The sequence below is a fragment of the Enterococcus sp. AZ120 genome (assembly GCF_050546165.1).
Lineage (GTDB): Bacteria > Bacillota > Bacilli > Lactobacillales > Enterococcaceae > Enterococcus > Enterococcus faecalis.
In genome coordinates this window covers 1,117,008-1,142,489 of sequence record NZ_CP172950.1, presented here as the reverse complement: position 1 = coordinate 1,142,489, position 25,482 = coordinate 1,117,008, and the positions used below count along the sequence as shown (strand labels likewise).

Here is a 25,482-nt window from a genome sequence, read left to right as displayed (position 1 = left end):
AACTGTTTTTTTATTGTTTTCTTAAATCATTTAAAATAGCCATGGCTCGGTCTTGGTTCATCGTTTTTTGACGTTTTAATTGTTGAGCGACTGCCTCAACTTCTTTACCAGTAGCTCCGACCGTCATCGCCAAAGAACGTGCTTGTAGAGCCATGTGTCCTTTTTGAATTCCTTCAGAGACTAAGGCCCGTAACGCTGCTAAATTTTGTGCCAAACCAACAGCCGCTACTACTCGACTTAGTTCTTTTGCATCCGTCACTGCTAACAAATCAGCGGCTGCTTGAGATTTAGGTAAGACTTTTGTGGCACCGCCAACCGTGGCTAACGCAAGCGGAACTGAAATTTCACCAATTAGTTGTTCGCCATCTAGCGTCCAACTAGTCAAGCCTTGGTAGCGACCTTCCTTCACCGCAAAAGCATGACAAGAAGCGCTAACAGCGCGTGTATCATTTCCTGTAGCTAAAACGACAGCTTCAATGCCATTCATGATTCCTTTGTTATGCGTGACTGCCCGATAAGGATCTAATGAAGCATAGCGTGAAGCTAAAACAATTTTTTCAGCAATTTCCCGGCCATTGCTTCCCTTACTTAAACGCGAAACTGGAATAGCCGTTTTCATCGTAACAACCGACTCCGTTGCGTAATTGCTTAAAATACTGAATAAAATCTTTTGCTCCGCAAACCATTCACGGAACAACTCGGCCACACCTTCCAACATAGCGTTAACGATATTTGCCCCCATTGCATCCTTAACATCTACTAAAAAGTCGACAGATACAAACGATTCATCAAAAGCACGATATTGCAAATCTCTTAAGCCGCCGCCCCGTTTAACGATAGATGGATAACTTAACTCTGCTTGTTGAAAAATTTCCGCTTCTCTTACTTGTAGTTTATCAATCAATGACTCGGGGTCTGCAATATCATAAAAAACGATTTGTCCACGCATTAAGCGTTGTTGACTCACTGTTTTAAATCCTTGTGCTATTTTTGCACCATTACTCAAAGCCGCAATCACTGAGGGCTCTTCTGTCGCCATTGGTACCAAATAATCAGTTTCGTCCACTGTTAAATGTAAGCCAACGCCCATCGGCACTTCTGTTTCACTGATTTGATTTTCAATCATATGATTAGCAATCTGCGAAGATAAAGCCGTATTTTCAAATTCTTTTTTTGTATCAGCAGAAATCTGGCCTTCATTAAGAAGAGAAGCCAGGCGTTCCTCAGGACTCATTTGATAAAATCGGCTGTTTTTTTTTTGCTGAGGTCTCTCTAGTAGCATAGCGAGTCCTAAGCCACCGCCGATACATAAAGAAGCCACTCCATATTTCTTTTCTTTTTGATTTAATTGATAACTTAAACTCGTTAATAAACGAGCACCTGTGGCACCAATCGCATGACCTAATGAAATACCGCCACCATAAATGTTAACCTTTTCCTCTGGTAAAGACAGTTCTCTTTGGACCACAATTGAAGTTGCTGCAAATGCTTCGTTGATTTCATACAGATCAATTTCTTCCGTAGTAAGTTGATTCCGCGCTAACAGTTTTTGAATGGCTTTAATCGGCGAAATTCCCATATAGGCTGGATCAATACCGACTTCCACACTGTCTCGAATAATAGCTAAATAAGGAAGACCGTGTGCTTCGGCATATTCTTGTGAAGCAATAATCAAAGCAGAAGCCCCATCATTAATGGTTGATGCATTCCCTGCTGTCACAGTACCATCTTCTTTAAAAACAGTTTTAAGCGTTCCTAGCTTCTCAACGCTCGAATTAGGGCGAATCCCTTCATCTTTCTCCACAAGCGTTCCTGATACTTCTAATGGGGCTATTTCGTCAGCGAATATCCCTTCTGCTTGTGCTTGAGCTGCTTTTAATTGTGAATGTACAGAAAATTGATCTTGCTCTTCTCTAGTTACATGATACTTTTCGGCCACATTTTCAGCAGTTAAGCCCATTGCCTGACCACTAAAGGCATCCGTTAATCCATCATACATCATACTAGAAAAAGGCGCATCATAGCTTTCTGTTTCGTAATTAAAACGTTGTAATTTAGGTGCTTGGGACATATTCTCAATCCCGCCAGCAATTAAAACTTCCGCTTCTCCTAATTGAATCAATTGTTTCGCCAAAATAACGGCCTTCATTCCTGATCCGCAGACCTCATTAACTGTCATTGCGGGAATTTCATGAGATAAACCGCTGTTTATTGCTATTTGTCGTGCGGGATTTTGGCCATTTCCAGCTTGTAAAACATTTCCAAAGATTACTTGATCAATTTCTTCAGAAATAGTGGAATGTCTTTTTAAAAGTTGTGTTGTAACATGTGTTCCTAAGTCTACGGCACTTACTTGACTTAAGCTGCCTTTATATTTTCCAATTGGTGTTCGTAATGCATCAATAATAACTACTGTTTTCAACTAAATGCACCTCCATCTTGAAATATATCATAAAATCCCAGAATCACAAGTGCCAATTACTGAATGTTAACAGACTTATAAGATATTTTTTAATAATCTATGAAGTTAATACAAAAATTCCCCATTTTGGTTCATTTCGTGCTATTTTATATAATGAATCTATTTATCGTAAAGGAGTTAAAGAAATGACAATTGGGATTGATAAAATTAGTTTTTTTGTGCCCCCTTATTATATTGATATGACGGCACTGGCTGAAGCCAGAAATGTAGACCCTGGAAAATTTCATATTGGTATTGGGCAAGACCAAATGGCGGTGAACCCAATCAGCCAAGATATTGTGACATTTGCAGCCAATGCCGCAGAAGCGATCTTGACCAAAGAAGATAAAGAGGCCATTGATATGGTGATTGTCGGGACTGAGTCCAGTATCGATGAGTCAAAAGCGGCCGCAGTTGTCTTACATCGTTTAATGGGGATTCAACCTTTCGCTCGCTCTTTCGAAATCAAGGAAGCTTGTTACGGAGCAACAGCAGGCTTACAGTTAGCTAAGAATCACGTAGCCTTACATCCAGATAAAAAAGTTTTGGTTGTAGCAGCAGATATTGCAAAATATGGCTTAAATTCTGGCGGTGAGCCTACACAAGGAGCTGGGGCGGTTGCAATGTTAGTTGCTAGTGAACCGCGCATCTTGGCTTTAAAAGAGGATAATGTGATGCTGACGCAAGATATCTATGACTTTTGGCGTCCAACAGGCCATCCATATCCTATGGTCGATGGTCCTTTGTCAAACGAAACCTACATCCAATCTTTTGCCCAAGTCTGGGATGAACATAAAAAACGAACCGGTCTTGATTTTGCAGATTATGATGCTTTAGCGTTCCATATTCCTTACACAAAAATGGGCAAAAAAGCCTTATTAGCAAAAATCTCCGACCAAACTGAAGCAGAACAGGAACGAATTTTAGCCCGTTATGAAGAAAGCATCATCTATAGTCGTCGCGTAGGAAACTTGTATACGGGTTCACTTTATCTGGGACTCATTTCCCTTTTAGAAAATGCAACGACTTTAACCGCAGGCAATCAAATTGGGTTATTCAGTTATGGTTCTGGTGCTGTCGCTGAATTTTTCACTGGTGAATTAGTAGCTGGTTATCAAAATCATTTACAAAAAGAAACTCATTTAGCACTGATGGATAATCGGACAGAACTTTCTATCGCTGAATATGAAGCCATGTTTGCAGAAACTTTAGACACAGACATTGATCAAACGTTAGAAGATGAATTAAAATATAGTATTTCTGCTATTAATAATACCGTTCGTTCTTATCGAAACTAAGTATTTAAATCCCCCGATTCAATCAACAAAAGAGCTAGACATTCAAGTTTTTGCTTGAATGTCTAGCTCTTTTTATGAAAGCCAAACTTCTTTGACCCCATCTGTCACGGCGATACCATCTGTCAAAGCTAAACGTTGTGAATAAGAAACGTAGCCATAATAAACATCAACACCGCCGCCATTGTTCCAAGTAACAGTGATTTTAACATTTGGAGTAATCGATTTTGTAGCTGGTTGGGTCGTCGGGCGATAACTAGTCGTATCATAACTTAAAATAGTGCCCGAAGCTCCACTTATTTCGGCTTTTCCTGTGTAAATTTCGCCATTCGTATTCGTCTGCGTGACCGCTCCATTCGCTTCAATGATTAACCCCGCTTGCTTTTGATCTCCTCGTGGATAATAAAAAAGATACGTGGTTGCCCATTTAGCAAATTCATCTGGAATTGGTTTAAGTGATTCCGTTGGTGCCGGACTCGACTTCGTTTGCTTTTCAACCGCGACTTCTTCTTGTCTTTTTAAGCCTTCATTATTTTGATTATTTAGTTTCTCAACCGTTTCTTTAACGATCGAATAGTGAGGTTTCCCTAAATCGCTAACAGGGATCGTAGCTAATTTTTCTTCTGATTCTTTATATTGCCCCTCTGCCGTTAACTTTTTAGCTTCTGTAATAATGGCATCATACTTGGTTTGGTCTACAGAAGAGGATGTGCTTTGTCCCGTAGCTTCGACTTGTTTTGTGACACTGGTTTTTTCCGTGGTCACGTCTGACGAACTTCCACAAGCACTTACAAACATTGAGCTAACGATTAATAAACATCCCACAATCACATGCTTTTTCATCTTTAAATCCCCCATTTGTTTATCTTTGTTATTTTTTGTTACTTAAATTATCCCATAGATGAACAAAAGAAACCATTATTTATAAAAAAGTTTAGCAAGCGCTTCAAGAGAGGCACTTGCTAAACTTTTTTCTCACTGTTATTGATTGATTACTTTGACTAGTTCTTCAAATAATAATGCACTAGATGCTGCTCCTGGATCAATATGACCAATTGCTCGTTCCCCTAAATAAGAGGCACGTCCTTTTTTCGCCACCCAATCTTTTGTTGCTTCAGCAAATTGTTCAATTTTTTCTTCATTAAATTGTTCCGTTCCAATCACTTCAGCAACAGGTGCCCAGACATCAACCATCGTTTTATCTCCTGGTTCAGCTTTGCCACGCATCTGAATCCCAGCTAGACCTTGCTGAACAATTTCTTTTAATTGCTCTGGCGAACTGATGGTTTCCAAATCTTTTGTCGCTTTAGTCATATTCATAAACGCAGTACCATATAAAGGACCAGAAGCTCCGCCAACTTTTGAAATTAAAGCCATGGATAGGACTTTAAATGTCTCCGTGATTGTTGTTGGTACTTTTTTGTCAAACGCAATTTTGTATTCAGCCATACCACGAGCCATGTTGTTACCGTGATCCCCATCACCAATCGGCGTGTCTAATTCACTTAAATAGTCTTTTTTTTCTTCGATAACTTTTGAATAATTGTCTAACCATGTTTGAATGTCTTTTACTGTTAATTCCATCTTTTATCACCCTTACCAAGAAATTGTTGTTACATTGCTTTCTAGCGCTGTTTGCCAGTCTTTTGTCGCCAAGTCAATCATCGTTAAAGATAATCCTTGCATGTCAATAGACGTCATATAGTTACCCACTTTATGGAAGGTCACTTGAACACCTTTATCTTCTAATAATGTTAGCACGTCGTTCATAAATACAAATTGTTCCATTAATGGCGTGCCGCCCATACCATTGACAAGTACTCCCACAGTTTGTGGTTGTTGCTCATAGCTACTTAATGTTTTTTCAACTAATTCTTTCGCTAACTCTTTCGATGGTTGGATTTTTTCACGACGATAGCCTGGTTCTCCGTGAATCCCTACGCCAAATTCAATTTCATCTTCTGGTAAAGTAAAACCTGGTTTGCCAACTTCAGGCACAGTGGCTGCTTTTAAAGCCACTCCAATTGTTTTCGTGGATGATACAATCTTTTCTCCTAAAGAAACGAGCTCTTCTAAAGAAGCACCTTGGCGGGCATGATGTCCTAAAATTTTATGGACAAGAACAGTCCCGGCAACGCCTCGTTTTCCAGCGGTATAGGTGCTATCTTCGACAGCAATATCGTCATCGACAACGACCATTTCTACATGAATGTCTTCCATATCAGCCATATCTTTGGCCATTTCAAAGTTCAAAATATCGCCTGTATAATTTTTTACGATTAACAGAACACCGGCCCCTTGGTCTGCCGCTTGGATCCCTGTTAAAATTTGATCTGGTGTTGGTGAAGTAAAGACATCACCTAAAACTGCGGCATTTAACATTCCATCACCAACAAACCCAGCATGTGCAGGCTCATGACCACTTCCACCACCAGATACTAACCCAACTTGTTTGTTTGAGTCGTTGCGAGCAATCACGCGAGAATCTTCGACTTGATGAACAAGGTTTCCATAGCTTTTCACAATTCCTTGGAGCATTTCTTCGACAATTTTACCAGGTTCATTAATAATTTTTTTCATTTAGTTCCACCCTTTCTTACCAGCATTTTGAGCTTCTGCTAAAATTTGCGTCAAATCATCTGAGACACCTGCAGTAATTGCTGCCGCAAAGGCACCTTCAACCAATGGTGCATCGACTAAATGATAATGTTTCTGTTGGTCTTCTTCTAGCATATCAAAAGCTAATTCTGAACTTAAAACGGCACTGCCTAAATCGGCAAAAATTAAAAATTCTCGGTCAGAGTCCGCTTCGTTAATCGTGTCAATGATTTTCATTGGATCTGAACCTAATGAACCATCTGATGTGCCACCAAGTGAATGAATCGTAATTTCTTCACTGGCATTCATCTGTTCAATCATCTCTTTAATACCATCTGTAATCATTTTGCTATGTGAAACGAGTAAAATATCTGCTTTCATGTGGACACTTCCTTAATCTAATTTATGTCTTGTTTTATATTCTTGTCCGACTTTATCTGCAACAATGATTGCATTCGCTACTTCTTCAACGACAATTGGGAATGGCATTGAATGAATTGATTCTTCTGGAATGCAAGCAATTTTGGCTACTTCCAACGCTTCTTCATAAGTGATTTCATCGACACCAATGTCTGAAAGCGTTAATGGTAAACCTACAGAAGCGCTAAAGTCTAAAACAGCTTCTAATTCGTCTTTTGCTGCATCTTCTAATACAAGTTGTGCAATCGTTGCAAAGGCTACTTTTTCACCATGTAAATAACTGTGCGCACCAGGTAAGACTGTCATACCGTTATGAATCGCATGCGCTGCAGCTAAACCACCACTTTCAAAACCTAAGCCTGAAAGTAAGATATTTGTTTCGATAATCTTATTCAATGATTCAGTAACCACATTTGCATCACAAGCTAATTTCGCTTTTAACCCATCTTCCTGTAGGTTTTCCCAGCAAAGTTTTGCCATGGCCAAAGCTGCATATGTGCCGCTAGCAGCGGGCGTTAAGCCTTCTCTTGAACCCATTGGCAAACTAGCATTAACCCGAGAATATGAATTGTGTGTTGCGCGTGCTTCAAAATATGTGGATAAGGCATCCCCCATTCCAGCAACTAAAAATCTAGTTGGCGCTTTGGCAACCACTTTTGTATCAACCATCACGACGCTTGGACTTTGTTTAAAGTAAGCATAATCATCAAATGAGCCATCTTCATGATATAGTACAGCTGAATGCGAAGTTGGTGCATCTTGAGCCGCAATCGTTGGTACAATAATTAAGTTTTCACCTTCTGCTACGACTTTTGAAGCATCGATTGCTTTACCGCCACCTAAACCAATGATACAGTCTGCTTGTTCTTTTTGTCCAACGTTTTGCAAGCGCTTTGTTTCTTCACGCGTTACTTCTCCACTAAAGCCACCCTCTACGAAGGTAATGTCAAACTTTTTCGCTGTTTCTTCCAATTGTGGACGTACACGATCAACGTCAGCAGGATTTGCAATTAGTAACGCTTTTTTTCCAAAAGTTGAAACGAAGTAACCTAAGTTTAGTAATTCATCTTCCCCTTGAACATATTTCGTTGGTAAAATCAATGCTTTTCTCATGTTGATAGCCTCCTATATTTTGTTTACATACATAGTATAAAACGCTTTCATCAAAAAAGCATTGAACTTTTGGTATCGTTTTCTTGCAAAAAATGATAGAATTATTTTGTGAAATAATAAAATATTATGATTTTTAAACTTTAGATTGAAGGATTGCCTTATGACTGTAGAATTAAAAAATATTTTAGATTTAGAAAAGTGGGAAAAATTGCAAGAATCATTGGCCTTAAGCACTCGTTTAGCCATTATTTTAGTCGATTATAAAGGTCGTCCTGTGACGAAACATAGTCAAGTTCAACCCTTTTGCCAACTGGTACGTCACTCCCCTGAGCTCTCGAAACTTTGTGAAAAATGTGATGCTCGTGGTGGCTTGGAAGCTGTTCGCACTGGTCAGCCTTTTATCTACCGTTGTCACTTTAACATCGTTGATATGGCCATCCCCATTATTGTTGATGACCAGTATGTAGGAGCCATTATGGCTGGTGAAGTTTTGCTCGAAGATCACCAAGAAGAGTTAGAACAGGTTTTAACCATGAATGATGCCTTCATTCAAGAATTTTTAGTAACACACCAAGAGCTGTATCAACAATACCCTGTTTTAGAACTAGCAGACTTAGAAAAGAGCGCGACATTAATCGCTGATCTAAGCCAATATATTATTTCTGAAGCCATCAAAAAAGATTATTTAATCAATACGTACAAACAGTCCTTACAGATTAGTTCGCGAAAAGAAGAGCTGGAGCCATTGAATATGATCCAAAAAGATATTCAACAAACTTTGTTAACTGCTCAATTAACTCCTTCAAGTGCCTATCAAACTAAAAATAAGCAATTACAACCGGTTTTAGATGCCCTTTGGGAAAACAAATCGCTGCGTTTAAATTTACAAGAACTGGCAGACCTTGTTCATTTGACACCGACGTATTTAAGTCGTTTATTAAAAGAGGAGTTTGGTATTCCCTTTAGTCAATTTTATCGACAATTAAAAATCACATGGGCTAAACAGCTTCTTTTGGAGACAGATAAAACGATCGCCCAAATCAGTGAAGATTTAGGGTTTGTTGAAGATAGCTATTTTGTCCGGATCTTTAAACAAGAAACGGGTGAAACACCCCTTAAATACCGTAAAAGAAAGAACAGAGCATAAAAAAACAACGACTTCTAGGAGTCGTTGTTTTTTTACACCTTTTGCTCTTGCTGTGGCTAATGCAACAAGTGCAAAAGGCGCATTATATCTGTCGTGCGACAAAGTGATACTATTAAATATGAATTGGTAAACCTAAAGCCAATTCAGCTGTATCCATAGTAATTTCGCCCAATGATGGGTGTGGGTGGATTGTTAAAGCAATGTCTTCTGCATTCATGCCAGATTCAATAGCTAAAGCTAATTCAGAAATCATGTCACTTGCACCGACACCGGCAATTTGTGCACCGATGATGACATTGTCTTCTACAGTTGTAACTAAACGCATGAATCCTTCAGTTTTATCTAAAGAGATTGCACGGCCGTTACCAGCAAATGGGAATTTGTAGCCTTTTGCTTCGATTCCCGCTTCTTTTGCTTCTGCAACAGTCATACCAACGCTTGCCAATTCTGGATCAGTAAAGGCAACAGCTGGCATTGCTTTGTAATCAACTGCAACTTTCTTACCAGAAATTGCTTCAGCAGCAATTTTTGCTTCGTAGCTTGCTTTATGCGCTAACGCAGCACCTGGTACGATGTCGCCGATTGCGAAGATGTTTTTCACGTTAGTACGTCCTTGGTTGTCAACTGGGATTAAACCACGTTCGCCAATTTCAACGCCCGCTTGTTCTAAGCCTAAGTCGTCTGTGTTTGGACGACGTCCAACAGTGACCATTACGTAATCTGCTTCAACACTTTCTTCTTTTCCGTTAACTTCATATTTAACAGTGACGCTATCGCCATTGTCAACAGCTTCTTTAGCCATTGCAGAAGTCACGATTGTTACGTTTTTCTTCTTGAAGTCGTCTGTGACAACTTTAACCATATCTTTTTCATAAGTTGGTAAAATTGATGGGCTACCTTCTAAAATTGTTACTTCTGAACCTAAGTTAGCATAAGCGCCACCTAATTCAGCACCGATGACACCGCCACCGATAATAACGAATTTTTTAGGAACTTCTTTTAAGTTTAAACCGCCTGTAGAATCTAACACGCGTCCGCCAAATTTGAATCCTGGGATTTCAATTGGACGAGAACCTGTTGCTACAATAGCATTATTGAATGAGTAAGTTTGTGCTGAGTCTGGGTGAATAACACGCAATGTATTTTCGTCAACGAAGAATGCTTCGCCTTCAATAATTTCTACTTTGTGTTTTTTCAATAACATGCCAACGCCGCCTGTTAATGATTTAACAACTGTGTTATCTTTCCAGTCTTGTGTTTTTGCAAAGTCTAATTCGACTCCTTTAGCTGTTACACCAAAAGTTGAAGAATCTTGTGCTTCTTGGTAATGATGTCCAGCAGCAATTAAAGCTTTTGAAGGAATACATCCAACGTTTAAACAAACGCCTCCGATGTATTCACGTTCGATAATCGCAACTTTTTGACCCATTTCTGCGGCACGAATTGCAGCAACGTATCCTCCAGGTCCAGCTCCGATTACGACTGTATCTAGTTCAATGGCGAAATCTCCTACTACCATTTGTTAATCATCCTTCCATTAATAGTAATTCTGGATCAGCTAATAAGCGTTTAATGTTGTTCATTGCTTTTTGAGCAGTTGCGCCGTCAACGATACGGTGGTCAAAGCTTAATGATAATTTCATCATGCGTCCCACAACGATTTCGCCGTCTGCATTAACAACTGGTTCTTGTGCAATTGTACCAACGCCTAAAATAGCAACTTCAGGGTAGTTGATTACTGGTGTAAACCAGCCGCCACCGACTGAACCAATGTTACTAATTGTGATTGTACCATCACGCATATCTTGTGCAGTTAATTTGCCTTCGATAGCCAATGCTGCTTTTTCGTTGATTTCATCAGCGATAGCAAACATGCTCTTCGTATTAGCATTTTTAACATTTGGTACATATAAGCCATGATCTGTATCAGTAGCGATACCAATGTTAAAGTAATTTTTGTAAACAATTTCTTGTGCTGCGTCATCAATTGATGCATTCAAGATTGGGAATTTTTGAACAGTTGAAGTCAATGCTTTTACAACGTATGGTAAGAATGTTAATTTTGTACCATTTGCAGCAGCAACATCTTTAAATTTCTTACGGTGATCCCATAATTTAGAAACTTCTACTTCATCATGTAATGTTACGTGAGGAGCAGTGTGTTTGCTGTTAACCATTGCTTTAGCAATTGCTTTACGTGTTGGTGTCATTTTTTCACGTGTTTCCATTTCGCCTAAATCAGAAGTAAAGGCTTTTGGCGCTGCTTTAGGTGCAGCTGCTTCCGCTTTAGGTGCTGCTTCTGTTGCGGCAGCTTCAGTAGCTGGTGCTGCTTGAGAGCCACCAGAAACAAAGGCATCAATATCCGCTTTAATGACACGGCCACCTTTACCAGTTGCAGTTACTTGTGTAATATCAACGTCTTTTTCACGCGCATACTGACGAACAGATGGCATTGCTAAAACGCGTTTGTTTGGATCAGCGGCTGCAACTACGCCTGTTGAAGCGGCTGGAGCTGATGCTTCCGCTTTAGGAGCGTCAGTAGCTGGTGCTGCGGCTGCCGGTGCTGCTGAATTATGACCAGGTGCGTCAATTTCAACTAACACGTCACCCACATTGGCAACTGTTCCTTCTGGTACAACGATATTTTTTACAGTACCTGTTACTGGTGATGGAATTTCTTCTACTGATTTGTCATTTTGTACTTCTAATAATGAATCATCTTCATTAATTGTGTCGCCCGCTTTAACGAACCATTTAACGATTTCGCCTTCGGCAATTCCTTCACCGATGTCTGGTAATTTGAATTGGAAAAATCCGCCAGCTGCTTCGGTTGTTGGTACAGCAGCAGGTTGTGCTGGTGTTTGTTCTTGTGCAGGAGCTGCTGGTGCTGCATCGTTATCTTCGTGACCAGGTGCGTCGATTTCGATTAACACGTCACCAACGTTTGCAACTGTTCCTTCTGGTACAACGATATTTTTTACAGTACCTGTTACTGGTGATGGAATTTCTTCCACTGATTTGTCATTTTGTACTTCTAATAACGTATCGTCTTCGTTGATTGTATCGCCAGGTTTTACAAACCATTTAACGATTTCGCCTTCGGCAATCCCTTCACCGATATCCGGTAATTTAAACTGATAAGCCATTTTTTAAGTCTTCCCTTCTTCGTTGGATCTGTCTATTTTCTTAGGAGCAAAACGCGGGGAAACGACTATAGTAGCTGAACATTTCATGCCTATAGCCGTAATCCACCTGTTTAATTCTTCGTTTATCTACTTCGAATAACTATTAAAATTCGACGATTTCTCTAGCTTTTGCTTCGATATCTTTCGCATTTGGTAACCAGATATTTTCTGCTTGTCCGAATGGGAAGATTGTATCTGGAGCAGATACACGTCCGATTGGTGCTTCTAATGATAATACGGCACGTTCAGAAATTTCAGAAACAACCATAGCGCCAACGCCAGCTTGTTTTTGTGCTTCTTGAACGACAACCACACGGCCAGTTTTTTCAACAGAGTTAATAATTGTTTCCACATCTAAAGGAGCCACTGTACGTAAGTCAATGATTTCTGCTGAAATATTGTCTTTCGCTAAGCTATCAGCTGCTTTAATCGCTTCACGAACCATAGCACCGTAAGTGATGATTGATACGTCTGTTCCTTCACGAGTTACAGCCGCTTTATCTAAAGGCACTTCATAAGCTTCGTCTGGCACTTCCTCACGGAATGAACGGTATAATTTCATGTGCTCTAAGTAAACAACTGGATCGTTGCTACGAATAGATGAAATTAATAGTCCTTTTGCATCGTAAGGGTTTGATGGAATAACAACACGAACACCTGGTGATTGTGCGATTAATCCTTCTAAGTTATCTGAGTGAAGTTCTGGTGTATGAACACCACCACCAAATGGGGCACGAACAGTAATTGGCATATTACGAGTTCCACCCATACGGTAACGCGTACGAGCCATTTGACCAACGATTTCGTCAAATACTTCAAAAACGAAACCAAAGAATTGGATTTCAGGAACTGGACGGTAACCTTGCAAGGCAAGACCGAAAGCCAATCCACCGATACCAGATTCAGCTAAAGGTGTATCGAAGACGCGGTCTTCACCAAATTTTTCTTGTAAACCTTCAGTTGCACGGAAAACCCCACCGTTGTTACCAACGTCTTCACCGAAGATTAAGACATTTTCGTCTTTCTCTAATTCAAGAGCTAAGGCATCTGTAATTGCTTGGATCATAGTTTTTTGTGCCATTTTTATTTCGACTCCTTCGCTTCATAAAATGCAATTTGTTCTTTAATTGTTTGAGGTTGAACTTCAAACATATTTTTCAAGAAATCAGAAACTTTTTGTTTTGGCGCTTTATCCGCTTCTGCAATCGCTACTTTGATTTCTTCTTTTGTTTTTTCAATAATTTCTTCTTCTTTTGCTTCAGACCATAAGCCTTTATCTGTTAGATATTTACGGAAACGAGTCAATGGATCTTTTTGTACCCATTCGTCATCCATTTCTTTTGAACGGTAACGTGTTGGATCGTCTCCAGATAAAGTATGTGGACCATAACGATAAGTTAATGTTTCAATTAAAACTGGACCGTTTCCTGCAGCTGACCAATCGCGTGCTTCTTTTGCAATTGCGTAAACTGCTAATGGATCCATACCATCAACTTGAATACCAGGAATTCCTGCTGCAACAGCTTTTTGAGCTAAAGTTTTAGCCGCTGTTTGTTTTTCACGAGGTGTAGAAATCGCAAAACCATTGTTTTGGATAATGAAGACACCGTTTGCTTGGTAAGCACCAGCAAAGTTAATTGCTTCATAGAAGTCCCCTTGTGAAGAACCGCCGTCACCAGTATAAGTGAAGACAACATTTTCTTTTCCACGTTTTTTCAATCCTAAAGCAACACCAGCTGCTTGGATGTATTGAGCACCAATGATAATTTGTGGTGGTAATGCATTTAAATCTTCCGCGTAGTAGTTCCCTGCTACGTGACCACGAGACCATAAGAAAGCTTCTCTTAATGGTAAACCATGTTGTACTAATTGAGGTACATCACGGTAACCTGGTAGTAAGTAGTCTTCTTTTTCCATTGCAAATTGACTTGCCAATTGGCTTGCTTCTTGTCCAGCTGTTGGCGCGAAGAATCCTAAGCGTCCTTGACGGTTTAATGCAGTAGAACGTTGGTCTAACACACGAGACCAAACCATGCGTGTCATTAATTCAACTAATTCCTCATCCGATAAATCAGGTACTAAATCTTCATTCACAATTTTTCCATCTTGATCCAAGATTTGGAAAGTTGGGAAATCAGCGTCGACTTTAGCCATTAGCTCTTTAAAGTCAATAGGTTTTTGTTTCTTAGCCTTTGCCATTTTGTCACACAATCCTCTCTATTACGTTTCTTTAATTTCGATAAAAGTAAAACAGAGTGCGAAACTGTATTACTTTTTATCGACTACACTTAACAAATTATCACTAAATTCGAAAAAGCGCAAGAAAAAAACTCTAATTTCTTCATTTTTTCACAAAAGAGCAAAACCGCATGTTTTTGCGGTTTAGTGATAATTTTCACAAACAAGAAAACGGTTTCTGTTCCACACTTCTTCTGTACTATTTTTCTCCCAACTGTTATATTCTATTTTGAAAATATTATATAACAGTTCTATTAATTCGAGCCCCCTCATCCCCAAGCTGGCTAGTAATCTGATTTCCGAACTTTACGTTTTCATGAAAATTATCTTGAAAAAACCAAAAAATAAAAACCGTCAGCCGAGTAACCTACTCAGCATGCGGTTTTTTATTTTTTAGAGAACAAAGTTTTTTTCGTTAATTTTTATTTTTTTTGGCTCGTTTTTTTGCCAAATACTTTACCTTAGGTTTTATCACGAACATTCATTGCTTAAAATCACCAAATTTTCGCAAAACGAGTAATACAGCTTAGCAAATTCTTTTCTCTTTCAGTAGATTTTACTAAATCCATTCCTTGGTAATTTTAATATATAAACGTTTAGCTACTTCAACAGTTAACATGTACGCAATGATGATTCCAAAGAACCATGGCCAGTAGTTAGCCGGAAGTTTCACAAAGTCAAAAACCTCTCTTATGGGCGTTGCTACAATCAAGAAACCGAGTAAGATTGCACCTAAACTACTTAGCATCACAGGCATTGACGCACGACTTTGAATGAATGGTATTTTCCGCGTCCGGACCATATGAACAACTAACGTTTGACTAACAAGTCCCACCATAAACCAACCTGTTTGGAATAAATGTTGAGTTGCCAAACTATTGGCGCTAAACACAAACCACATGACAAGATACGTTAGAATATCGAAAATACTACTTACCGGGCCAATACATACCGTAAATTTCGCTAGTCCGTTCGTTTCCCACCGAACAGGGCTTAATAACTCTTCTTCATCGACATTATCCCAAGGAATTGTCAACTGAGCTACATCATAAATCAAATTTTGAATCAAGAGTTGTAAGGAAAGCATTGGTAGAAATGGTAAAAAGGCACTGGCTACTAAAATTGAAAAGACATTCCCAAAATTAGAACTGATGGTAATTTTAATATATTTCATCATATTGCTAAATACTTTTCGTCCTTCAATCACACCAGATTCCAGTACATTTAAACTTTTTTCCAGTAAAATAATCGAGCTAGCATCTTTAGTAATATCAGCTGCAGTATCTACTGAAATGCCCACATCAGCTTTTCGTAATGCCGGTGCATCATTAATGCCATCCCCCATAAAACCAACCGTATGACCTTTTGCTTGTAGCAATTCAATAATTTTAGATTTTTGCATCGGATTTAATTTGGCAAATAAATTAGTTTCTTCTACTTGCGCCCGCAACTCTTCATCTGTCATTGCTTCAATTTGAGAACCTAATAACACATGGGAAACTTCAATGCCTACATCTTTACAGACTTTTTTGGCGACAATGTCATTATCGCCCGTTAGCACTTTCACGTTGACACCATGTTCATGTAAGGAGCGGATAGCGCTGACGGCTGACTCTTTTGCTGGATCAAGAAACCCCATAAACCCAATCAATGTCATCTCTTTTTCATCTTCAACTGAATAAACTGCTTCTTTATGGACATCTTTTTTTACAGCTACCGCTAACACACGCATCCCTTGTTTGTTCATTTGAACATTTACTCGGCGTAGTTCTTCTCGTACAGCACTGCTTAATGGTACAATTTCGCCATTAATTTGCGCATGCGTGCACACTTCTTCCATTTCTTCCACGGCGCCTTTCGTAATCATCAATTGATGATCATCTGCATTCACGACAACCGTTAAGCGGCGTCTGGAAAAATCAAAAGGAATTTCATCAATTTTAGTGACATTTTTAAACGGCGTTTTCCATTGATGCTCTTCATAAAAATTAATAACGGCAATATCCATTAAATTTTTCCAACCTGTTTGATAAGAAGAATTTAAGTAGGCTAAATTTAGAACCTCGTCACTCAAATCACCTAATGGATTCAAATGTTGAACCAAAACTACACGATCTTCGGTAATCGTTCCAGTCTTATCTGTACAGAGCACATCCATACCACCTAAATTTTGGATAGCCGCTAATTCTTTAACAATGACTTTATGTTTCGATAAGGATAATGCACCCTTGGCTAAGTTACTCGTAACAATCATTGGCAACATTTCTGGTGTCAAACCAACTGCAACGGCAATCGCGAAGAAAAACGCTTCGCCCCAAGCACCTTTAGTTAAACCATTAATCAAGAAAACGATTGGAAACAAAATCATTACCATTCGTAATAAAAACTTACTGACTTTTGCTAAGCCTAAGTCAAAACTAGTTTTTCCTCGTTGTGTTGTAGCATTTTTAGCAATATCACCAAAAAATGTATGTTGCCCAGTTTTTAAAATAATCGCTTTTCCTTGTCCACTCAAGACATCTGTGCCCATAAACACTAGGTCTTGCATATCTAATGCAGAAACCTCTGTTTGTTGACGATCCACACCTGCATCCACAAATTTTTCGACAGGCATGGATTCGCCTGTTAGCGACGATTGATTAACGAATAAATCTTTGGTCCAAATCAACACGGCATCTGCAGGAATCATGTCTCCTGTAGCTAAAGTTACAATGTCTCCTGGAACAATTTCGTCCATTGGAATTTCTTTCGTAATTCCTTCCCGTGTCACTGCAGCGGTATTTTCAATTAATTCTTTTAAATCCAAACTCGCTTTTTGAGAACGATACTCTTGTATAAAAGCAATCAAGACACTGGCTAAAATCATCACGCCCATCACGATAGCGGCTTCGAAATCTTTCGTTAAAGTTGAAACGACCATCAATAAGGCTAAGACATAGACAAACGGATCTTTGAATGCACTTAAAAATAAAATAATTGCTGGGGTTGGCTTTTGTGCAGAAACTTCGTTTGGTCCAAATTCCTCTAATCTTTTTTCGGCATCTTCATTCGAGAGTCCTTTTTCAGATGTCCGTAATTCCATCATTAATTCCCGTTCAGAAAGCAAAGCCAATTTACGTAATTCTTGATCTTTGGTTGCTTTTCTCATATCCATTGTTTTTTTGTTCATCATTTTCTTTTCCTCCAAGGTTGTGGTCACCTGCCGAAAAGAGCGCTAAAATCTTCTCCTTTCGTTGGTGACTGTATTTTGTTTCTCTGTTCACTTCCAGGGTCTTCCATGACAGTCATCCTTTCTTTTTCTTATTTATACTTCCAGTGAATAATTGCTTTTTTGCCAAACACACAAAAAAGGACCTACTCAACAATAGAGTACGTCCCAAAATACCATCTTTAAATAAGATTCTCTATCGTTGAGCTTTAGCACTATAGGGCGTAGATAACATGTATCAGCTACATTATGAATAACCTTCACGATTATTCCTGTTCAACCAACTAAGGGTCTCTCGATCCTTTCGCGGCAGCAGCATTTGTCCAAATAGGAGCCTCACCTAACAATTATTCAGTTTTTATCCACTTCTTATAATAGAGGAGTTTGACATTCTTGTCAAAAGATTTATGACTTTTTTGTTATAAATAAAAAATAACTACTTTAAAATTTCCTTTATTTCTGCTTTTCGCTCAGGAATAAACCACATGACTAAAACAATCGTATCAATAATCAGGACAGCGATTGGCGCTACTAGTTTGCCTACAATCAACGCAATAATATTCAACACAATCGAAAGCGTTAATTTTGGATAGTGGCCAAACAAACGTTGTACTTCGGATTTGGGCCCATTTGCCTGAATCAATGCCCGCACCACTAGATAATAAGCAACATCAGCTCCTAATACTACTAAGCCATACAAAGCTTGTGGCGGCCAAGAAAATGGATGTTCACCTACCCAACCAGTAACAAACGGGAAAAACGTCAACGTCAAAATTAATAAATTATTCATCCAAAGGACACGTCCATCAATTTTACGGACACTTTGAAATAAATGATGATGATTGTTCCAATAAATCAATAAAGTAACAAAACTAATTAAATAAATAATGATTTTGTGTCCAGATTGAGTCAGAGCAGACCAATCTGCTTTTTCAGGAATTTTTAATTCTAAAATTAATAACGTTAAAATAATCGCAATCACTGCATCTGTAAATGCTTCTACACGTGTTTTCGGCATCATTTCCCCCTACTTTCATAAAAATTAAATAACTTACTCAAAGTAAGTATAACGCATTTCTGTAAAAATTCAATTATTTACGAAGTCTCTCGGTTGTTGAAGTTCCTAAAAACGAGTGCAAGAGCCCCACTTAAAAGTAAGCCTCTTGCACTCGTTATAGAACAAATCAGTTATTGGAATACGCCTGCCTGATAAGGTGCTAACTGCATCCGTTTCTTCACCGTAAAATCTTGATTCCCTAATAATTGTTGCCACTTTCTGCCTAGTAATTTATTCGGCAAGTCAAATTGGCACTTTTCTCCACTTAAATTGACAATCACTAACGCTGTTGCCTCAGTTGTTTTTCTTAAAAAAGCAAAAACAGACGGATGATTGGGCGCTAATAGTTCAAACTGTCCATCTGTAAAGACTGGATTTTCTTTCCGCAGCGCAATTAACTTTTTATAATAATTCAACACGGATTGTGCATCCGTTTCTTGGTCAGCCACATTTATTTCTTTGAAATTGGGATGAATTGCTAACCACGGATGCCCCGAGGTGAATGAACTTGCCTCTTGACTCGTCCACTGCATAGGCGTACGCGAATGGTCCCGCGTCCAATGCGCCACTTCTTTTAATGCTTGTTTCGCATCGTAGCCATTTTCTATAAGCAAACGATAATGGTTATGGGAATCTTTAGCATCTAACTCGTCAATCTGTTGAAACGGATAATTAACCATGCCGATTTCCTGTCCTTGATAAATAAACGGCGTTCCTCGCAAGAGCAAGGCGATTGTTCCAATCGCCTTAGCAGAATGAGAGGTTTCATTGCCTAAAATTGAATTGATTCTGGGATTATCATGATTTTCTACATATAATGCATTCCAGCCTTCTGTCCCTAAATGCTTTTGCCAGCGAGCCATTACTTTTTTATAGCCTAAAATATTTAACCGTTCTTCTCCTGGCTTTCCTTCTCGAACATTGTGCTCTAATTCAAAAATCATATTCAGATAGCCTGCATCATTGGTCCATCCCACCGCTTTTTTACTTGAAACGCCACTAGCTTCCCCCACTGTCATGATGTCATACTCAGCAAAAATAGCTTTCAAATCCAGCATATAGTCTTCAATGCCTTTTACATTCATAAATGGAGCCCACGGATTCGTGGTAATTTTAAAATCCCAAGGTTCTTTTTGGATATGACTAATCGCATCCAATCGGAAACCATCAATTCCCAAATCTAACCACCAGCGAATCATCGCATAAATCTCTTCACGAACTTTAGGATTTTTCCAGTTCAAATCAGGTTGCTCTTTTGCAAACACATGAAAATATGCTTGCTTTGTACCTTCGTCATACGTCCAAGTCGAGCCACCAAAAAAGCTTTGCCATTCATTCGGCATACGATCTGGTGTCGCATCGGCCCATAAATAATACTCACGATACGGATTATCTAAACTTTTTTTCGCTTCAACAAACCACGGATGTTGATCACTGGTATGATTGACCACTAAATCAAGAATAATCTTCAAACCTAATTGATGCGCTTGGTCCAAAAGTTCTTGAAAATCTTCCATCGTACCAAATTCTGGCTGAATCCCTTGATAATCCGCAATATCATAACCATTGTCAACGTTTGGCGAAGTGTAAATCGGATTTAACCATAAAAAATCGACCCCTAGTTCTTTTAAATACGGTAATTTCTCAATAATTCCCTGCAAATCACCAATGCCATCCCCGTTGCTATCTTTAAAACTCCGAGGATAAATTTGATAACCGACAGCATTTTTCCACCATTGTTCCATCTTATTGACTCACTTTCACAACAAATGCTTGCCAAGGCGCTAACGAATAGTCTGCTAAAGCAGTGACATCTGTCGGCATATTTTCAATCATTACTTGTTCTACATGAACGTCTGCAGAAAATGGCTGAACTTTGTCAGAAAAGTTCGTTACAACAAGCCAGCGTTCCTCACCATAGGTACGATAAAAACTGATCACTTCGTCCACTGTTTCTAGCAATTCAAAGTTGCCCCAAACGATTAAAGGATGTTCTTTTCTCAAACGAATCATTTCTTGGTACGTATAGAATAGTGAATTTTTATCTGCCAAAGCAGCAGCGACGTTAATCGTTTGATAATTGGGATTAACATCAATCCAAGGTGTACCAGTCGTAAAGCCCGCATTTTTTTCAGCGGTCCACTGCATAGGCCGGCGTGCATTGTCGCGACCTTTAGTATTAATTTTCAGCAAAATTTCTTCTTTAGAATATCCTTTTTCTAGATACTCATGGTACATGTTAATTGTTTCGATATCCCGTGCTTCACGAATATCTGTAATCGGCGTATTGGTCATACCAATTTCTTCCCCTTGATAAATATAAGGTGTGCCTTTCATCATGTGCAGTAAAATAGCGAATAACTTACTACTTTCCAACCAATGTTCCTGATCATTTCCCCAACGCGAAATCATTCTCGGTAAATCATGGTTATTCCAAAATAAAGAATTCCAGCCATCATTTCCTAATTCTGTTTGCCATTTTGCAAAAACCTGTTTCAACTTGGCAACTTCCATTGGCTGAAGGTCCCATTTTTCTTTACCTGGTTGTTGATCCAAGCTCATATGTTCAAACTGAAAAATCATAGATAATTCATGACGCTCTGGACTAGAGTACATTTTTGCAATTTCAGGTGTGGCCCCCCATGTTTCACCTACAGTTAACAGCTCTTTGCCTCCAAATGTCGCGGCGTTCATTTCTTGTAAATAACGATGTAAATGAGGTCCATTCGCGGTGATCTCTTCTCCTGGAATTTTACCCACTAAGTCAATTACATCTAAACGGAAACCGCCAATTCCTTTATCAATCCAAAAATTCATCATCTCGTAAACCGACTGACGCATTTGTTGGTTTTCCCAATTTAAATCTGGTTGTTTTTTACTAAACAAATGCAAATAGTATTGCCCACTCGCTTCATCAAACGTCCACGCCGAACCCGAAAAGGCAGATTTCAATCGGTTAGGCGCACCGCCATCTGAAGCAGGATCAGCCCATACATAATAGTCTCGGTAGGGGTTCTCCTTGCTTTTTTTCGCTTCAATAAACCAACGATGTTCATCTGACGTATGGTTAACCACTAAATCCATAATAATTTCAATCTTTCGCTTTTTCGCTTCCTCAATTAGACGATCCATATCCGCCATCGTCCCAAACTCTGTCATAATCGCTTCATAATCAGAAATGTCATAACCATTGTCATCATTGGGTGATTGATAAACTGGTGATAACCAAATAGCCCCAATGCCTAACGTTTCCAAATAATCCAATTTTTCAATAATTCCTGGTAAATCTCCAATGCCATCTCCATTGCTATCCTTAAAACTGCGAGGATAAATCTGATAAACCACGACTTCTTGCCACCAATGTTTTTCCATTCTTCTTCACATTCCTTTGCTTAATTATTATGCTTGATATAAAAGAAAACCTTTTGGTAAAACCATTATCTGTTCTGAAGCAATTTCGATAGAAGAACTTAGCAAAACTTCTCGATCAGTTCTATCGACAAATTGTGTCTCTTGGCCAGTATTAAAAATCCCATAAATCGTCTGTTCCTCCAAACGACAAGCGAGTCTAATCAACCCCGTTTCAAAAGAAGTTCCTGTCCAATCGATTGTTCCACCAGAAAAAACAGCCGCATACTTTTTGCGAAGGGCAATCAATGATTTTACAAATTCCTTCAAATCCAAATCTTGCTGATTTTCCTCCCAAACCATACAACGACGACAATCAGGATCCATATCACCTGTCATACCAATTTCATCACCATAGTAAAGACAAGGGACACCTGGTTGAATATACGTAAACGCTAATACTTGGCGCATCAACTCTTTATCCTCTTTCGTTTCATGCAATAAGCGTGGTGTATCGTGGGAATCTAAAACATTAAACTGCATTTGATTCGTTTGTTGTCGATAAAGCATTAACTGGTTGTTCATTTCAGAAAGCATCTTTTCCAAGGACAGTTCTTGCTTGACAAAGTATCCCATAATCGCATCTGTGTATGCATAATTCATCACTGCATGAAATTCGTCTCCTTGGAGCCAGCTTTGCGACGAGTGCCAAATTTCTCCTAAAATATAAAAATCTTCTTTTGCGTCATCACATGTTTGCCGGAATTTTTTCCAGAACGCATGATCCACTTCGTTTGCCACATCTAAACGCCAGGCGTCAATATCATATTCCTCAATCCAATAACGAGCAATTTCTAAAAGATAGGCTTGCACTTCTGGATTTGCTGTATTTAATTTAGGCATATGCGGAGTGAATGCAAAAGTATCATAGGTAATGTTGCTTGCTTCTTCAAAATCAGCACTTTCTTCATAGCTAGCTGGAAACTCATTTACGTGGAACCAATCGGCATAAATTGAGTCCTGGCCATTTTTTAACACATCTTGCCATTGAGGCGAAGTGTCCCCCATATGATTAAAAACGGCGTCCAACATAATCTTAATGCCCCGTCGATGACACTCTTCGACTAAACGCTTAAAGGTAGCGCCATCACCAAAAGCTGGGTCAATTTTTAAATAATCAATCGTATCATATTTGTGATTAGAAAACGCTTCAAAAATCGGGCAAAAATATAAGCCATTAACACCTAAATCTTCAATGTAATCAAGATGATCTAGCACCCCTTGCAAATCCCCACCAAAAAAATCTTGTCGATCTGGTCTTTTAGATCCCCACGGCAACGTCCCTTCAGGATCATTGGCGGGATCACCATTTGCAAAACGCTCTGGAAATATTTGATACCAAACCGTTTCTTTTACCCATTCAGGTGCTTTAAAACGATCGATTTCATGAAAATACGGCATCCGAAAATAATTATTCGCCATCGCTAAATACTTTTCTTCTAAAGGATAAATGCCGTGTTCGCCATAAAACGCCCTCAAACCATCCGTCCCTACTAAAGTAAAAGCATATGAAAGGCGTTTAAATTTTGCACTTAATGCAATAAACCAGTAATCATATAACTCCGTAGATACTAACTTCTCCATGGTTAACGACTGTTGGTACCACTTTTCTTTTCCTAAAAGATAAGGATCTCCTTGCACTAATTGGACAGAGGCAATGTCGCCTTTTGCCGTACGCAAACGAATATGCATTGTTTCTTCTGTATAAAGATAAGCAAATTCACTTTCTGGACGATGGTAGATTGCAGCAGTGTTCATTTAATTCTCTCCTTTAATTGTCGCTTTTCGTGTATTTTCTAATACTCGAACACATTTTAGCGCAAACGATTGCATTTGTATACCCTTTTTTATTTTTTTATTTAAAATGCTTAATTAGTGGTATACACCACTTTAAATAAACAGTATGTTATTTATAACAAAAAAACTTTTTTAACTTTCTCGATGAAAAACACTTGATTATTTCCGCAATCGGTTGCATAATAAGACTTGTAAAAAATAATTTTTGGAGGGTTCAAAAATGAAAGCGAATTGGAAAAAGATTTTAATAGGCGGTATCCTTTTAAGTGCTTCCGCGGTTTTACTTACTGCCTGTGGTGGCGCAGAAAAAACGAAAGCTGAAAATGAAAGCGGTTCAGCAAATAAAGCAGCTGGTGACGTAAAATTATGGGTTGATACTGAATATATGGGCGTCTTTAAAAAAGTTGTCGCCGATTTTGAAAAAGAAAACCCCGATATTAAAGTTAACTTAACTGCTGGAAATTCGGCAGATGCTAAAAAAGACATTGCAAAAGATCCTAAAGCTGCCGCAGATGTTTTCATGATGCCACATGATCAAATTGGTCAAATGGCAGAAGCTGGTCTGATTTACCCTAACACAAAATATGAAAAAGAAGTCAAAGAAAACAATATCGACTCGGCAGTCGCAGGAGTCACTTGGAAAGACAAAGTCTATGCCTACCCTTATGCCGTAGAGTCACAAGTTCTTTATTATAACAAAGATACGTATTCTCCAGAGGAAATCAAAACTTGGAAGTCTTTAACTGAAAAAGGAAAAATCGGTACCAATTTTGGCGAAGATGGCGCAAATTATATCTTCGGTCCTCTATTTATGAGTAACGGCGATTACTTATATGGTGAAAACGGCGAAGATCCAAAAGGTACCAACTTTAATAACCAACAAGGTATAGAAGTATTACAATGGATTGCCGATCAAAAAAATAATCCTGGTGTGATCCAATCAAATACAGAAGCATTGTCTAATCTAGGTTCTGGCAAAACGGATGCCTTCCTTTCTGGTCCTTGGTCTAAAAACGATGTAGAAAAAGCTCTTGGCGACAAAATGGGGGCTGCTGCCTATCCAACCATTGATTTTGGCAATGGAGAAAAACAAATGAAAGCTTTCTTGGGCGTTCGTAGTTTTGCTGTCAACCAACAAACACAAGCACCATTGGCCGCAATGACATTAGCAAACTATTTAACCAGCGAAAAAGCACAAATGACTTACTTTAAAGAAATTGGCTTTGTCCCTTCAAACAAAAAATTACAAACAAACGAAGAAATTACACAAGATACTGTTGCAAAAGCTATCTTAGAAATGGCACAACCAACCCACTCTGTGGTAATGCCAAAAATCCCAGAAATCGTTTCATTCTGGCCTGCAATGGATGCAGTGATCAATGATACGTACAAAGGCAATATCAAACCTGCGGACTATCAAGCAAAATTAGATAAATTAGTCCAAGACACATCAAAAGAAGCAAAAGAATAAAAAGAGTAAAGAAATGGGACGAGCTTCAATCTGCTGTCCCATTTCCTCTATCTTTTTTATTTAAGTAGAAAGTGAGTGAACGAA

18 protein-coding genes and 1 riboswitch are annotated in these 25,482 nt (G+C 38.9%); of the genes, 3 read left to right on the top strand and 15 right to left on the bottom strand.

The window, feature by feature from the left end; all coding sequences use genetic code 11:
• Window positions 1-10 precede the first annotated feature (10 nt).
• The gene (locus IGJ46_RS05535; RefSeq protein WP_218391540.1) at window positions 11-2,422 is read right to left on the bottom strand and encodes a hydroxymethylglutaryl-CoA reductase, degradative; all 2,412 of its coding nucleotides are present in this window, start codon (window positions 2,420-2,422) and stop codon (window positions 11-13) included.
• Window positions 2,423-2,607: 185 nt separating this feature from the next.
• Here IGJ46_RS05535 and IGJ46_RS05530 point away from each other — a divergent pair, with 185 nt between their 5' ends.
• Window positions 2,608-3,759, top strand: a complete 1,152-nt coding sequence (locus IGJ46_RS05530; protein ID WP_141435361.1) for a hydroxymethylglutaryl-CoA synthase — start codon at window positions 2,608-2,610, stop codon at window positions 3,757-3,759.
• Window positions 3,760-3,831: 72 nt separating this feature from the next.
• Here the strand turns inward: IGJ46_RS05530 and IGJ46_RS05525 are convergent, their stop codons facing one another.
• The 5 genes from IGJ46_RS05525 to IGJ46_RS05505 all read right to left on the bottom strand — a co-directional run bounded on the left by IGJ46_RS05525 (window position 3,832) and on the right by IGJ46_RS05505 (window position 7,887).
• On the bottom strand, window positions 3,832-4,614 hold the full coding sequence (locus tag IGJ46_RS05525; RefSeq protein ID WP_174123199.1) for a hypothetical protein: 783 nt from the start codon (window positions 4,612-4,614) through the stop codon (window positions 3,832-3,834).
• A 123-nt stretch (window positions 4,615-4,737) separates the two neighbouring features.
• Window positions 4,738-5,340, bottom strand: coding sequence for a dihydroxyacetone kinase subunit DhaL (gene dhaL / locus IGJ46_RS05520; protein WP_002360441.1), 603 nt, complete (start codon window positions 5,338-5,340; stop codon window positions 4,738-4,740).
• A gap of 12 nt (window positions 5,341-5,352) precedes the next feature.
• On the bottom strand, window positions 5,353-6,336 hold the full coding sequence (gene dhaK / locus IGJ46_RS05515) for a dihydroxyacetone kinase subunit DhaK (protein ID WP_002380233.1): 984 nt from the start codon (window positions 6,334-6,336) through the stop codon (window positions 5,353-5,355).
• On the bottom strand, window positions 6,337-6,735 hold the full coding sequence (gene dhaM, locus IGJ46_RS05510) for a dihydroxyacetone kinase phosphoryl donor subunit DhaM (protein WP_002357762.1): 399 nt from the start codon (window positions 6,733-6,735) through the stop codon (window positions 6,337-6,339).
• Between the two features lie 12 nt (window positions 6,736-6,747).
• A complete protein-coding gene (locus IGJ46_RS05505; protein WP_002363858.1) occupies window positions 6,748-7,887 on the bottom strand; it encodes a glycerol dehydrogenase in 1,140 nt (379 codons plus the stop codon).
• 160 nt (window positions 7,888-8,047) lie between these two features.
• Here IGJ46_RS05505 and IGJ46_RS05500 point away from each other — a divergent pair, with 160 nt between their 5' ends.
• On the top strand, window positions 8,048-9,034 hold the full coding sequence (locus IGJ46_RS05500) for a PocR ligand-binding domain-containing protein (protein WP_002382271.1): 987 nt from the start codon (window positions 8,048-8,050) through the stop codon (window positions 9,032-9,034).
• A gap of 112 nt (window positions 9,035-9,146) precedes the next feature.
• On the opposite strand, the gene lpdA is transcribed toward IGJ46_RS05500, so the two are convergent.
• The 9 genes from lpdA to IGJ46_RS05455 form a co-directional block, all read right to left on the bottom strand.
• On the bottom strand, window positions 9,147-10,553 hold the full coding sequence (gene lpdA / locus IGJ46_RS05495) for a dihydrolipoyl dehydrogenase (RefSeq protein ID WP_002357765.1): 1,407 nt from the start codon (window positions 10,551-10,553) through the stop codon (window positions 9,147-9,149).
• A gap of 7 nt (window positions 10,554-10,560) precedes the next feature.
• On the bottom strand, window positions 10,561-12,180 hold the full coding sequence (locus IGJ46_RS05490; protein ID WP_002357766.1) for a dihydrolipoyllysine-residue acetyltransferase: 1,620 nt from the start codon (window positions 12,178-12,180) through the stop codon (window positions 10,561-10,563).
• Between the two features lie 142 nt (window positions 12,181-12,322).
• The gene (locus IGJ46_RS05485) at window positions 12,323-13,300 is read right to left on the bottom strand and encodes an alpha-ketoacid dehydrogenase subunit beta (protein WP_002357767.1); all 978 of its coding nucleotides are present in this window, start codon (window positions 13,298-13,300) and stop codon (window positions 12,323-12,325) included.
• Window positions 13,301-13,302: 2 nt separating this feature from the next.
• Window positions 13,303-14,418: a pyruvate dehydrogenase (acetyl-transferring) E1 component subunit alpha gene (pdhA, locus tag IGJ46_RS05480; RefSeq protein WP_002357768.1), complete on the bottom strand. Its 1,116-nt coding sequence runs from the start codon at window positions 14,416-14,418 to the stop codon at window positions 13,303-13,305.
• 598 nt (window positions 14,419-15,016) lie between these two features.
• The gene (gene mgtA / locus IGJ46_RS05475; RefSeq protein WP_002413922.1) at window positions 15,017-17,629 is read right to left on the bottom strand and encodes a magnesium-translocating P-type ATPase; all 2,613 of its coding nucleotides are present in this window, start codon (window positions 17,627-17,629) and stop codon (window positions 15,017-15,019) included.
• A 223-nt stretch (window positions 17,630-17,852) separates the two neighbouring features.
• Window positions 17,853-18,020: riboswitch (M-box (ykoK) riboswitch) on the bottom strand.
• Between the two features lie 81 nt (window positions 18,021-18,101).
• Complete coding sequence (locus tag IGJ46_RS05470) at window positions 18,102-18,683, bottom strand: TMEM175 family protein (protein ID WP_002392546.1); 582 nt, start codon at window positions 18,681-18,683, stop codon at window positions 18,102-18,104.
• A 170-nt stretch (window positions 18,684-18,853) separates the two neighbouring features.
• Window positions 18,854-20,467 carry a glycoside hydrolase family 13 protein gene (locus IGJ46_RS05465; RefSeq protein WP_218391538.1) on the bottom strand — a complete coding sequence of 538 codons (1,614 nt, stop codon included), beginning with the start codon at window positions 20,465-20,467 and terminating at the stop codon, window positions 18,854-18,856.
• A gap of 1 nt (window position 20,468) precedes the next feature.
• Window positions 20,469-22,094 carry a glycoside hydrolase family 13 protein gene (locus IGJ46_RS05460; protein ID WP_218391537.1) on the bottom strand — a complete coding sequence of 542 codons (1,626 nt, stop codon included), beginning with the start codon at window positions 22,092-22,094 and terminating at the stop codon, window positions 20,469-20,471.
• A 27-nt stretch (window positions 22,095-22,121) separates the two neighbouring features.
• On the bottom strand, window positions 22,122-23,888 hold the full coding sequence (locus IGJ46_RS05455) for a glycoside hydrolase family 13 protein (RefSeq protein WP_010710421.1): 1,767 nt from the start codon (window positions 23,886-23,888) through the stop codon (window positions 22,122-22,124).
• A 259-nt stretch (window positions 23,889-24,147) separates the two neighbouring features.
• Between IGJ46_RS05455 and IGJ46_RS05450 the strand changes: the two genes are divergently transcribed.
• Window positions 24,148-25,398, top strand: a complete 1,251-nt coding sequence (locus IGJ46_RS05450) for an extracellular solute-binding protein (RefSeq protein ID WP_218391535.1) — start codon at window positions 24,148-24,150, stop codon at window positions 25,396-25,398.
• The last annotated feature ends 84 nt before the right edge of the window (window positions 25,399-25,482 follow it).